Annotated in this window: 11 protein-coding genes; 9 read left to right on the top strand and 2 right to left on the bottom strand. The window is 68.8% G+C overall.

Annotated features, from left to right (window positions below):
- Nucleotides 1-77 precede the first annotated feature (77 nt).
- The 6 genes from eccD (at nt 78) to AB0P41_RS25680 (ending at nt 7,152) form a co-directional block, all read left to right on the top strand.
- On the top strand, nt 78-1,580 hold the full coding sequence (gene eccD, locus AB0P41_RS25705) for a type VII secretion integral membrane protein EccD (RefSeq protein WP_356713742.1): 1,503 nt from the start codon (nt 78-80) through the stop codon (nt 1,578-1,580).
- A gap of 176 nt (nt 1,581-1,756) precedes the next feature.
- Nucleotides 1,757-2,047, top strand: a complete 291-nt coding sequence (gene rpsO, locus AB0P41_RS25700; protein ID WP_003965855.1) for a 30S ribosomal protein S15 — start codon at nt 1,757-1,759, stop codon at nt 2,045-2,047.
- Between the two features lie 270 nt (nt 2,048-2,317).
- Complete coding sequence (locus AB0P41_RS25695; protein ID WP_356713758.1) at nt 2,318-4,534, top strand: polyribonucleotide nucleotidyltransferase; 2,217 nt, start codon at nt 2,318-2,320, stop codon at nt 4,532-4,534.
- Nucleotides 4,531-5,910, top strand: a complete 1,380-nt coding sequence (locus AB0P41_RS25690) for a pitrilysin family protein (protein WP_356713743.1) — start codon at nt 4,531-4,533, stop codon at nt 5,908-5,910. The genes AB0P41_RS25695 and AB0P41_RS25690 overlap by 4 nt, the downstream gene beginning before the upstream one ends.
- A 22-nt stretch (nt 5,911-5,932) precedes the next feature.
- Nucleotides 5,933-6,685 (top strand): 4-hydroxy-tetrahydrodipicolinate reductase, encoded by a 753-nt coding sequence (dapB, locus tag AB0P41_RS25685; RefSeq protein WP_356713744.1) that lies wholly within the window; start codon nt 5,933-5,935, stop codon nt 6,683-6,685.
- 14 nt (nt 6,686-6,699) lie between these two features.
- Entirely contained in the window at nt 6,700-7,152 is a 453-nt protein-coding gene (locus tag AB0P41_RS25680; RefSeq protein WP_104789520.1) for a tetratricopeptide repeat protein, read from the top strand.
- Between the two features lie 55 nt (nt 7,153-7,207).
- Here AB0P41_RS25680 and AB0P41_RS25675 read toward each other — a convergent pair whose 3' ends face one another.
- On the bottom strand, nt 7,208-7,759 hold the full coding sequence (locus AB0P41_RS25675; RefSeq protein ID WP_365934399.1) for a hypothetical protein: 552 nt from the start codon (nt 7,757-7,759) through the stop codon (nt 7,208-7,210).
- Between the two features lie 93 nt (nt 7,760-7,852).
- Nucleotides 7,853-8,092, bottom strand: coding sequence for a hypothetical protein (locus AB0P41_RS25670; protein ID WP_356713746.1), 240 nt, complete (start codon nt 8,090-8,092; stop codon nt 7,853-7,855).
- 175 nt (nt 8,093-8,267) lie between these two features.
- Between AB0P41_RS25670 and thyX the strand changes: the two genes are divergently transcribed.
- The 3 genes from thyX (at nt 8,268) to AB0P41_RS25655 (ending at nt 11,872) form a co-directional block, all read left to right on the top strand.
- The gene (thyX, locus tag AB0P41_RS25665; RefSeq protein WP_365934397.1) at nt 8,268-9,005 is read left to right on the top strand and encodes an FAD-dependent thymidylate synthase; all 738 of its coding nucleotides are present in this window, start codon (nt 8,268-8,270) and stop codon (nt 9,003-9,005) included.
- 151 nt (nt 9,006-9,156) lie between these two features.
- Nucleotides 9,157-10,056, top strand: coding sequence for a 4-hydroxy-tetrahydrodipicolinate synthase (gene dapA, locus AB0P41_RS25660; RefSeq protein WP_356713748.1), 900 nt, complete (start codon nt 9,157-9,159; stop codon nt 10,054-10,056).
- 130 nt (nt 10,057-10,186) lie between these two features.
- Complete coding sequence (locus AB0P41_RS25655; protein ID WP_356713750.1) at nt 10,187-11,872, top strand: ribonuclease J; 1,686 nt, start codon at nt 10,187-10,189, stop codon at nt 11,870-11,872.
- Nucleotides 11,873-12,146 lie beyond the last annotated feature (274 nt).

Here is a 12,146-nt window from a genome sequence, read left to right as displayed (position 1 = left end):
CGCAGCTGGAGCCCATGGCCCAGGGGTGCGTACCAGAGGGAACCCAGGAGAAGCATGAGGGGGAGCAGCAGGTGACTATGACGGCCCAAACGGCGGCGACCGGATCCGGTCGGCCGGGTCCCGGAGTTCCGGCCGGCAACGGAACCGGCTTCTGCCGGGTCACGGTCGTCGCGCCCGACAGCCGCGTCGACGTGGCGCTGCCCGAGGACATCCCCGTCGCCGACCTGTACCCGGAGATCCTCCGGCTGTCGGGGCAGAGCCCCGCCCAGGGCGCCCCGGTCGGCTACCACCTGGTGCGCCGTGACGGCACCGTGCTCGACAGCGGGCGCACGCTGGCCGGCCTGCGCGTCCTCGACGGCGAGCTGCTGTCTCTGCGGCCCTTCTCGGAGTCGCTGCCTCCCGCGGTCTTCGACGACGTCTCCGACGCCGTGGCCACTGCCGTCGCCCGGGACCGCACCCTCTGGGGTGACACCCTCATGCGCTCGGCCGGCCTCTTCGGCGGATCCGTCCTGCTGGTCCTGCTCGGCTTCGTGCTGTGGACCTCCGACGTCCGTCACGACATGCACGGCCTGCCGGGCATCCTGGCCGGCGTCACCGCCCTGCTCCTTCTCGCGCTGGCGTGCGTACGCGCGCGTGTCTACGCGGACCGCGGGTCCTCCATCGCTCTGGGGATCGGCGCACTCGCCAACGCGGCGGTCGCCGGCGCCGGGCTCCTCTCGCTCAGCCAGGGCCAGGGCATCGGCAGGCTCCAGTTCCTGCTGGCCTGCGCCGCCGTACTGGTGGTGTCGGTGATCCTCATGATCGCCGCTCCCGAGGGTGACGGAACCTTCGTCGCGTTCGTGTTCGCCTCCGCCATCGGCGTACTGGTGACCTTCATCGCGATCCTGACCGGCATGGCGCCGTCCGAGACCGCGGCCGTCTGTGCGCCCCTCTCCGTAGGGCTTCTCGGCTTCCTGCCCGGACTCTCCACCCGCTTCGCCCGTCTCCCGATCGGCTTCGAGCCTCCCCGCACCACCGTCGGCGACTACGGGACGTCCGACCCGGCCCCGCAGGGCCCCGTCGACGCCGACCGCATCGCCGCCCAGGCCCGGCGCGGCCACGAACTGCTCCTCGGTCTGGTCGGCGGATGCGCACTGGTCGCCGTGGGCGCAGCCGCGGTGCTGGGCTTCTCGGACAGCGTCTGGGGCCAGCTGCTGGCGCTGGCCACCGGGGTCGCGATGCTGATGCGCGCCCACCTGTTCCGCTACACGGCCCAGGTCGGCTGCGCCCTCGGGGCGGGTCTCTCCGCGCTCGTGCTCCTCGGCCTCGGGCTCTCGCTCAACCCGCCGGCCGAACTGATCCGCAACGCGCTCATGGGTGACAGCGCGGGACTCGACATCCGTACGATCTGGCTCACCGCCGCGGTCGCGGGCGTGGCCGCGCTGATCACCGCCATAGGGCTGATCGTGCCGCGCAAGGGCGTCACCCCGTTCTGGGGGCGCTTCCTGGAGGTCGCCGAGGCCTGCGTGCTCCTCACGCTGCTGCCGCTGTGCCTCGCCGTTTTCGACGTCTATCACTCGATCCGGGCGCTCACCAGCTGACACCCGTCAGGGGTGCCCCGGGGGACTGGTACTCTGACCAGTGGCCGTTTGTGTACGCGTCCCCGGATCATCCTGGGGGCTGCGCTCATCGGACCTTCGCCTCCGAGTCATGGAAGCTCCCCTGAGATCAAGACCAGGGGCACTCGTGGGCGCATCGAACATCAAGAGGAGTACGCGTGCCGCTCGACGCCGCTACGAAGAAGCAGATCATGTCCGAGTTCGCCCAGAAGGAGGGTGACACCGGATCCCCCGAGGTCCAGGTCGCCATGCTCTCCCGCCGGATCTCGGACCTGACGGAGCACCTCAAGACGCACAAGCACGACCACCACTCCCGTCGTGGTCTGCTGATCCTGGTCGGCCAGCGTCGCCGCCTCCTGCAGTACCTTGCCAAGAAGGACATCCAGCGCTTCCGTGCGCTCGTCGACCGCCTCGGCATCCGCCGTGGCGCGGCCGGCGGCGCCAAGTAAAGACGCTGTCGAAGGGAGCGGTACCCACTTCCAGGGGACCGCTCCCTTTGCCGTACGTGCGCTACCGGGCTCCGGCTCAGTAACCTGGACGTACAACACCAGACGAGGAGAGGCGCCCAACGGCCGCCGCCGGTCCTCGGTAGTGGCCCCCGGGACAACGCCCGGGAGCTTCGATCGAAGACCGGCCCCGCACACACGGTGCGCTTCTCCGCACCGTCCTGCGCCACACGGGCGCCAGGACGAAAGACGACGAGTATGGAGAAATCACTAGTGGAGAACGAGACCCACTACGCCGAGGCCGTTATCGACAACGGAACCTTCGGCACCCGCACCATCCGCTTCGAGACGGGCCGCCTGGCCAAGCAGGCCGCAGGCTCCGCCGTCGCGTACCTGGACGACGACACCATGGTGCTGTCGGCCACCACCGCTTCCAAGCGGCCCAAGGACAACCTCGACTTCTTCCCCCTCACGGTGGACGTCGAGGAGCGGCAGTACGCGGCCGGCAAGATCCCCGGCTCCTTCTTCCGCCGTGAGGGCCGGCCCTCCGAGGACGCGATCCTCACCTGCCGCCTGATCGACCGCCCGCTGCGCCCCTCCTTCACCAAGGGCCTGCGCAACGAGATCCAGATCGTCGAGACGATCATGGCGCTCAACCCCGACCACCTGTACGACGTGGTCGCGATCAACGCCGCATCCGCGTCCACGATCCTGGCGGGCCTGCCCTTCTCCGGCCCGATCGGCGCCACCCGCGTCGCCCTGATCAAGGGCCAGTGGGTCGCCTTCCCGACGCACACCGAGCTCGAGGACGCCGTCTTCGACATGGTCGTCGCCGGTCGCGTCCTCGAGGACGGCGACGTCGCGATCATGATGGTCGAGGCCGAGGCCACCGAGAAGACCATCCAGCTCGTCAAGGACGGCGCCGAGGCCCCGACCGAAGAGGTCGTCGCCGCCGGTCTGGAAGCCGCGAAGCCCTTCATCAAGGCGCTCTGCAAGGCCCAGTCCGACCTCGCCGCCAAGGCCGCCAAGCCCACCGGCGAGTTCCCGGTCTTCCTCGACTACCAGGACGACGTCCTGGAGGCGCTCTCCAAGGCCGTCAGCACCGAGCTCGCCAAGGCGCTCACCATCGCCGGCAAGCAGGAGCGCGAGGCGGAGCTCGACCGCATCAAGGAGATCGCGGGCGAGAAGCTCCTCCCGGCCTTCGAGGGCCGCGAGAAGGAGATCTCCGGTGCCTACCGCGCGCTGACCAAGAAGCTGGTCCGCGAGCGCGTCATCAAGGACAAGGTCCGCATCGACGGCCGCGGCGTCACGGACATCCGTACGCTCGCCGCCGAGGTCGAGGCCATCCCGCGCGTGCACGGCTCGGCACTGTTCGAGCGTGGCGAGACCCAGATCCTGGGCGTCACCACCCTCAACATGCTCCGCATGGAGCAGCAGCTGGACACCCTCTCCCCGGTGACCCGCAAGCGCTACATGCACAACTACAACTTCCCGCCGTACTCCGTCGGTGAGACCGGCCGCGTGGGCTCGCCCAAGCGCCGCGAGATCGGCCACGGTGCGCTCGCCGAGCGCGCCATCGTGCCGGTGCTGCCGTCGCGCGAGGAGTTCCCCTACGCGATCCGCCAGGTCTCCGAGGCGCTGGGCTCCAACGGCTCGACGTCCATGGGCTCGGTCTGCGCCTCCACCATGTCGCTGCTGAACGCCGGTGTGCCCCTCAAGGCCGCCGTCGCCGGTATCGCCATGGGCCTGATCTCGCAGGAGATCGACGGCAAGACGCACTACGTCGCCCTCACCGACATCCTCGGTGCGGAGGACGCCTTCGGCGACATGGACTTCAAGGTCGCCGGTACGAAGCAGTTCGTGACCGCGCTCCAGCTCGACACCAAGCTCGACGGCATCCCCGCCTCGGTCCTGGCCGCCGCGCTGAAGCAGGCCCGTGACGCGCGTCTGCACATCCTGGACGTCATGAACGAGGCCATCGACGTCCCGGACGAGATGTCCCCGAACGCCCCGCGGATCATCACCGTCAAGATCCCGGTGGACAAGATCGGTGAGGTCATCGGCCCCAAGGGCAAGATGATCAACCAGATCCAGGAGGACACCGGCGCCGACATCACGATCGAGGACGACGGCACCATCTACATCGGTGCCCAGCAGGGCTCGCAGGCCGAGGCCGCCCGCGCCACGATCAACGCCATCGCCAACCCGACCATGCCGGAGGTCGGCGAGCGCTACCTGGGTACGGTCGTCAAGACCACCACCTTCGGTGCGTTCGTCTCCCTGATGCCCGGCAAGGACGGTCTGCTGCACATCTCGCAGATCCGCAAGCTCGCCGGTGGCAAGCGCGTGGAGAACGTCGAGGACGTGCTCGGCGTCGGCGCCAAGGTCCAGGTCGAGATCGCGGAGATCGACTCCCGCGGCAAGCTCTCCCTCATCCCCGTGATCGAGGGCGAAGAGGCCGACGAGAAGAAGGACGACACCGACAAGTGACGTCCCGTAGTTCCGTGACGACGGCCCGCCCCTCCTCCGAGGGGCGGGCCGTCGCCCGTACCCAAACGCTTCTCAAGGGCAGCAACGGCATCGGGACCGTCCGCCGCACCGTCCTCCCGGGCGGTCTCCGGATCGTCACCGAGACGCTGCCCTCCGTACGCTCCGCCACCTTCGGGATCTGGGCCAACGTCGGTTCACGCGACGAGACGCCCACCCTGAACGGCGCGACGCACTACCTCGAACACCTCCTCTTCAAGGGCACGGCCAAGCGCAGCGCCCTCGACATCTCGTCCGCGATCGACGCGGTCGGCGGCGAGATGAACGCCTTCACGGCGAAGGAGTACACCTGCTACTACGCGCGGGTCCTGGACACCGATCTGCCGCTGGCCATCGACGTCGTCTGCGACATGCTGACCGGCTCCCTGATCGCCCCTGAGGACGTCGACGCCGAGCGCGGCGTCATCCTCGAGGAGATCGCGATGACGGAGGACGATCCGGGCGACTGCGTGCACGACCTGTTCGCGCACACGATGCTCGGTGACACGCCGCTGGGCCGCCCCGTGCTGGGCACCGTCGACACGATCAACGCCCTGAACCGCGGCCAGATCGCCCGCTTCTACAAGAAGCACTACGACCCCACGCACCTGGTCGTCGCCGCCGCCGGCAACGTCGACCACGCCACGGTCGTACGCCAGGTCCGCAAGGCGTTCGAGCGCGCAGGCGCCCTGGGCCGCACCGACGCCGTCCCCACGGCGCCCCGCGAAGGCTCCCGCACGCTGCGCGCCAACGGCCGTGTCGAACTGCTGAACCGCAAGACCGAGCAGGCCCACGTCGTCCTCGGCATGCCCGGCCTGGCCAGGACCGACGAGCGCCGCTGGGCGCTCGGCGTCCTGAACACCGCGCTCGGCGGCGGCATGAGCTCCCGCCTCTTCCAGGAGGTACGGGAGAAGCGCGGCCTGGCCTACAGCGTGTACTCGTACACCTCGGGCTTCGCCGACTGCGGGCTCTTCGGCGTGTACGCGGGCTGCCGCCCCAGCCAGGTGCACGACGTCCTCAAGATCTGCCGCGACGAGCTCGACCGCGCGGCGACGGACGGCCTCGGCGACGAGGAGATCAGCCGCGCCGTCGGACAGCTCGCCGGGTCCACCGTCCTCGGCCTGGAGGACACGGGCGCGCTCATGAACCGCATCGGCAAGAGTGAGCTCTGCTGGGGCGAACAGATGTCCGTTGATGACATGCTGGCGAAGATCGCGGCGGTCACCCCCGACGAGGTCCGGGCCGTCGCGGCCGACGTCCTCGGACAGCGGCCCTCGCTCTCGGTCATCGGCCCGCTCAAGGACAAGCAGGCCGACCGCCTCCAGGAAGCGATCTCCTGACCACCCGTAAGGAAAAGAAGACATGAGCAAGCTGCGCGTGGCCGTTCTCGGCGCCAAGGGACGCATCGGTTCCGAGGCGGTACGAGCCGTGGAGTCCGCCGACGACATGGAGCTGGTGGCCGCACTCGGCCGCGGCGACTCGCTGGACGCCCTCACGGACAGCGGCGCCCAGGCGGTCGTCGAGCTGACCACACCCGCTTCGGTGATGGACAACCTCGACTTCTGCGTCCGGCACGGGATCCACGCGGTCGTCGGCACCACGGGCTGGACCGACGAACGGCTCGCGCAGCTGAACACCTGGCTCTCCGCCTCCCCGGAGACCGGGGTGCTCATCGCGCCGAACTTCTCCATCGGCGCGGTCCTCACGATGAAGTTCGCGGAGCAGGCAGCCCGCTACTTCGAGTCGGTGGAGGTCATCGAGCTCCACCACCCGAACAAGGCCGACGCGCCCTCCGGCACGGCCACCCGCACCGCCCAGCTCATCGCGGCGGCCCGCGAGAAGGCCGGAGCGGCGCCGCAGCCCGACGCCACCGCCACCGCGCTGGACGGAGCCCGCGGCGCGGACGTCGACGGGGTCCCGGTCCACTCGGTCCGGCTCCGCGGCCTCCTCGCCCACCAGGAGGTCCTGCTGGGCGGTGAGGGCGAGACCCTCACCCTGCGCCATGACTCGCTGCACCACAGCAGCTTCATGCCGGGCATCCTGCTCGGCACCCGCCGCGTGGTGAGCACTCCCGGCCTCACTTTCGGCCTGGAACACTTCCTCGACCTGAACTGACTGGGCCCAACCCCATGCGCGCAAAGCTCACCTACGTCGTCACCGCCGCCGTACTGGTCTTCTACTTCGTCCTGGCCGGCAGCCGCGGCGTCCTGCTCATCGAGCACGGCACGCTGCTCACGGTCACCTTCGGCGTGGCCGTGCTGATCCTGCCGGTGATCGGCATCTGGTTCCTCTGGAAGAACACCCAGTTCGTACGCAGGGCCAACGCCCTGGCCGCCGAACTGGACGCGGAGGGCGGCCTCCCCGTCGACGAGCTGGTGCGCACCCCCTCCGGGCGTATCGACCGCGACTCCGCCGACGCCGTCTTCGCGCGGCGCCGGGAGGAGACCGAGGACAGCCCGGACGACTGGCGCTGCTGGTTCCGGCTGGCGGTGGCCTACCAGGACGCGAGGGACACCCCCCGTGCCCGCAAGGCGATGCAGCGCGCCATCGCCCTTCACACGAACAAGCCGGTACGCGCCTGACCTGGCGCCGTACCGGCTTGTATGTGTCCTCGCGGGCCCCTGAGGGGCCTCCGGGTCAGACGGTGCGGTATTCGTCGCCCCAGGCCTCGACGGAGTCCGTGGCACGCTCGAACGCCTCGGCGCGCGCCAGGAAGTCTGCGTTGTGGTCGGTGACCAGCGGCGCCAACGGCTCGCCGCCCTTACGCACCACGATCAGGGCCTGTCCCTGGACGGTGCGCGGGAGACCGAGCCACTTGACCGGCTGCTGCACCGTGCGCACGGCTGCGGCGTCGTTCCACCGGACCGTGGTGGTGAGGAAGAAGCCCACCCGGCGCACGCCGTGCCGGCTGACCCACGCACCGACCCGGAGCAGCCGCAGCGCACACGCGATCGCCACGGCGGCGAGCGCGAAACACACGGAGGCACCGGACAGGGATCCGGCGAACGTGATGATCATCGCGGCCAGCAGGACGAAGGACGCAAGCAGCAGCAGGGTGGCTGCCGCCGCGACCCGCCACGGGCCGGGGCGGTAGGGCCGCCGCCAGCTGTCGTGGTCGTCGAACGGCAGCGCGATGTCCTCCGCTTCCGCGTCGAATGCGCGGTCGGCCGTCAGGAAGGGCAGGGGCACGACTGATCCTCACTCACAAGCACGCTCGATTGCTGTGCCCGGTGAGGCTACCGAGCAGCCCCCCGGCCGACCACCCCAGGGGGCCCGTACGGGTCAGCGGTGCCGTGCGGCCTCGGACGTCTGGCTGTGCGAGGGCGTCCGGTCGGTGTCGAGAGCGGGCAGGCCGAAGAGCAGCGAACCGGCGAAGCCGGCGATCAGCGTCAGCCCTACGAGGGAATGAGCGGCCAGCTGGGAACGGCTGGCGCGTCGGCGGGGAGGCGGAGTGACATTACTGCGGAACCGGTCGGCCTCGGCAACGAACGAGAACGGGACGGATTCACGCCGGCGGAACATGAGGAAGCTCTCCTTGAACTCTGTGACGGGTGCTGCTAATGAGTCAGACGTACGAGAGGCCCCATCGGTGCCCCGAATCGCCGAACCCGTGCAGAATTTCCCGCTGACGGAGGCCGTCCCAGGGGCCCGTAGAGTGGACGCCGCCCGAGCGACGCCATTGGAAGGACCCCCGCCGGTGACCGACACCCCCGAGCCCACGAAGGCCCACTTCCGCAGCGATGTCACCGTTGACCTGGTGAAATCGGCTGCCGCCGACTCCGACGTGCTCTTCGCAGCCCGCGTGTCGACGGCAGGGGAGCAGTCCCTGGAAGAGGTGACCAAGGACCCCGAGCGGTCCAAGGGGCTCATCAACTATCTGATGCGGGACCGGCACGGCAGCCCGTTCGAGCACAACTCGATGACCTTCTTCATCAGCGCCCCGATCTTCGTGTTCCGTGAGTTCATGCGGCACCGCGTGGGCTGGTCGTACAACGAGGAATCGGGCCGTTACAGGGAGCTCGAGCCGGTCTTCTACGTCCCGGGCGAGTCGCGCAAGCTCATCCAGCAGGGCCGCCCCGGCAAGTACGAATTCGTCGAGGGAACCGCGGAACAGCATGACCTCACCAGCCGCGCCATGGAGGCGTCGTACCGCCAGGCCTATGACGCCTACCAGGAGATGCTCGCCGCCGGGGTCGCGCGCGAGGTCGCCCGAGCGGTGCTGCCCGTCGGCCTGTTCTCCACGATGTACGCCACCTGCAACGCCCGCTCGCTGATGCACTTCCTCGGCCTGCGCACACAGCACGAACTGGCCAAGGTGCCGTCCTTCCCGCAGCGCGAGATCGAAATGGTCGGCGAGCAGATGGAACAGCACTGGCAGAACCTGATGCCGCTCACTCATGCCGCCTTCAACAAAAACGGACGGGTGGCCCCGTAGGCGGTGTCCGTATTGCGACGTTTAGTGAAGTTCATCTAGGCTGATCAAACGGACCCGGCACTGCTTGAACCCCCGAGCAGGCAGTGCCGGGCTCCTCTTCCTCGTCCCCCGAGGGAGCGCGGCGCTCCGAGCAACGAGTAGCGTGTTACCCATGGCTCCGATCTCCACTCCGCAGACCCCCTTCGGGAGGGTCCTCACCGCTATGGTCACGCCGTTCACGGCGGACGGCGCTCTCGACCTCGACGGCGCCCAGCGGCTCGCCGCCCATCTGGTGGACGCAGGCAATGACGGCCTGGTCGTCAACGGCACCACGGGCGAGTCCCCGACCACCAGCGACGCGGAGAAAGACCAGCTCGTACGGGCTGTGCTGGAAGCTGTAGGAGACCGGGCCCACGTCGTCGCCGGCGTCGGCACCAACGACACCCGGCACAGCATCGAGCTGGCACGCACCGCCGAGCGCAGCGGTGCCCACGGCCTCCTCGCGGTCACGCCGTACTACAACAAGCCGCCGCAGGAGGGCCTCCTCCGCCACTTCGGCGCCATCGCGGACTCCACGGAGCTCCCGGTCATGCTGTACGACATTCCGGGCCGCAGCGGTGTGCCGATCGACACAGAGACGCTCGTACGCCTCGCCGAGCACCCCCGGATCGTCGCAAACAAGGACGCCAAGGGAGATCTGGGCCGTTCCAGCTGGGCCATCGCCCAGTCCGGCCTCGCCTGGTACTCCGGCGACGACATGCTCAACCTCCCGCTCCTCTCGGTCGGCGCCGTCGGTTTCGTCTCCGTCGTCGGCCATGTCGCCACGCCGGAACTGCGCGCGCTCATCGAGGCCCACCTCGGCGGCGACGTGCAGAAGGCCACGGAGATCCACCAGAAGCTGCTCCCGGTCTTCACCGGGATGTTCCGCACCCAGGGCGTGATCACCACCAAGGCGGCGCTCACGCTCCAGGGCCTCCCCGCCGGCCCGCTGCGCCTCCCTCTGGTGGAACTCACCGCACAGGAGACGGCCCAGCTCAAGATCGATCTGGCTGCCGGTGGGGTACAGCTCTGACCACGAACTTCACAACTGAATACGCGAGGACACTCGCGGCGGTAACACCACCTGACAACAGCAAGTGCACGAATGACATGCGCGCCACGTGCCCTCAGCGGTACGTGGCGCGCGTGGTAAGGAGAGTCTTTTGAGTCATCCGCATCCTGAACTCGGTACCCCGCCGAAGCTCCCCAAGGGCGGCCTGCGGGTCACCCCGCTGGGCGGCCTGGGCGAGATCGGCCGCAACATGACGGTCTTCGAGTACGGCGGCCGCCTGCTCATCGTCGACTGCGGCGTTCTCTTCCCGGAGGAGGAGCAGCCCGGCATCGACCTGATCCTGCCGGACTTCACCACCATCCGGGACCGCCTGGACGACATCGAGGGCATCGTCCTCACGCACGGCCACGAGGACCACATCGGTGCCGTCCCGTATCTGCTCCGGCTCAAGCCGGACATCCCCCTCATCGGCTCCAAGCTGACCCTCGCGCTCATCGAGGCCAAGCTCCAGGAGCACCGGATCCGTCCTTACACCCTTGAGGTGATCGAGGGACAGCGCGAGCGCATCGGTGTGTTCGACTGCGAGTTCATCGCCGTCAACCACTCCATCCCGGACGCCCTCGCGGTCGCCATCCGCACCCCTGCGGGCCTGGCCGTCGTGACCGGTGACTTCAAGATGGACCAGCTCCCGCTGGACGGCCGTCTCACCGACCTGCACGCCTTCGCCCGGCTGAGCGAGGAAGGCATCGACCTCCTTCTCTCCGACTCGACGAACGCCGAGGTCCCCGGATTCGTCCCGCCGGAGAAGGACATCTCCAACGTCCTGCGTACGGTGTTCGCCAACGCGCAGAAGCGCATCATCGTGGCCAGCTTCGCCAGCCACGTCCACCGCATCCAGCAGATCCTGGACGCCGCGCACGAATACGGCCGCAGGGTCGCCTTCGTCGGACGGTCCATGGTCCGCAACATGGGAATCGCCCGGGATCTGGGCTATCTGAAGGTGCCCGCCGGACTGGTCGTCGACGTCAAGACCCTCGACGACCTGCCCGACGACGAGGTCGTGCTGGTCTGCACGGGCTCCCAGGGCGAGCCGATGGCGGCCCTCTCCCGTATGGCCAACCGCGATCACCAGATCCGGATCGTCCCGGGGGACACGGTGATCCTGGCGTCGTCGCTGATCCCCGGCAACGAGAACGCCGTCTACCGCGTGATCAACGGCCTGACCCGCTGGGGCGCGAACGTCGTCCACAAGGGCAATGCCAAGGTCCACGTCTCGGGCCACGCCTCGGCCGGCGAGCTGCTGTACTTCTACAACATCTGCAAGCCGAAGAACCTGATGCCGGTGCACGGCGAATGGCGCCACCTCAGGGCCAACGCCGAGCTGGGCGCGCTGACCGGTGTGCCGAAGGACCACATCGTCATCGCCGAGGACGGCGTCGTCGTCGACCTCGTCGACGGCAGGGCGAAGATCGTCGGCAAGGTCCAGGCCGGCTACGTGTACGTGGACGGCCTCTCCGTCGGAGATGTCACCGAGACGTCTCTGAAGGACCGCCGCATCCTCGGTGACGAGGGGATCATCTCGGTCTTCATCGTGGTCGACAGTTCGTCCGGCAAGATCGTGGGCGGGCCGCACATCCAGGCCCGCGGCTCCGGCATCGACGACGGCGCCTTCACCGCGGTGGTGCCCAAGGTCGAGGACGCCCTGAACAAGTCGGCGCAGGACGGGGTGATGGAGCCGCACCAGCTCCAGCAGCTTGTGCGGCGCGTGGTGGGCAAGTGGGTGTCGGACACCTACCGCCGGCGTCCGATGATCCTTCCGGTCGTCGTCGAGGTCTGACAGCGACGGCCGCCTTCAGGCCGCCGACCAGGAGCGGGGCGCCTCGATTTGCATCGAGGCGCCCCGCTCCAGTACGTTTGCGGTTCCGCCTGAACGGGAAGCACCCCGCGCACCTGTGCGCCGGGAGCCCTTCGATGGGGCGGGAAATCCGACTCAGAATCTCTGATAAAGTCGGATCCGCCGAAAGGCAAAGGCCACTCCACAGGCCACCGGAATCAAATTCGGACCGGAAACGGAACGGAAAAGAGTCTGGTAAAGTTGGAAACGCCGGAAA

The organism is Streptomyces sp. NPDC079167 (assembly GCF_040686735.1).
Classification (GTDB): domain Bacteria; phylum Actinomycetota; class Actinomycetes; order Streptomycetales; family Streptomycetaceae; genus Streptomyces.
This window is presented reverse-complemented; position numbering and strand designations above follow the sequence as displayed.

Bases quoted from the DNA above. Each gene is read 5' to 3' on its own strand.
- AB0P41_RS25670 (WP_356713746.1), bottom strand. From the start codon at position 8,092: ATGTTCCGCCGGCGTGAATCCGTCCCGTTCTCGTTCGTTGCCGAGGCC.
- eccD (WP_356713742.1), top strand. From the start codon at position 78: ATGACGGCCCAAACGGCGGCGACCGGATCCGGTCGGCCGGGTCCCGGA.
- AB0P41_RS25680 (WP_104789520.1), top strand. From the start codon at position 6,700: ATGCGCGCAAAGCTCACCTACGTCGTCACCGCCGCCGTACTGGTCTTC.
- dapA (WP_356713748.1), top strand. From the start codon at position 9,157: ATGGCTCCGATCTCCACTCCGCAGACCCCCTTCGGGAGGGTCCTCACC.
- dapB (WP_356713744.1), top strand. From the start codon at position 5,933: ATGAGCAAGCTGCGCGTGGCCGTTCTCGGCGCCAAGGGACGCATCGGT.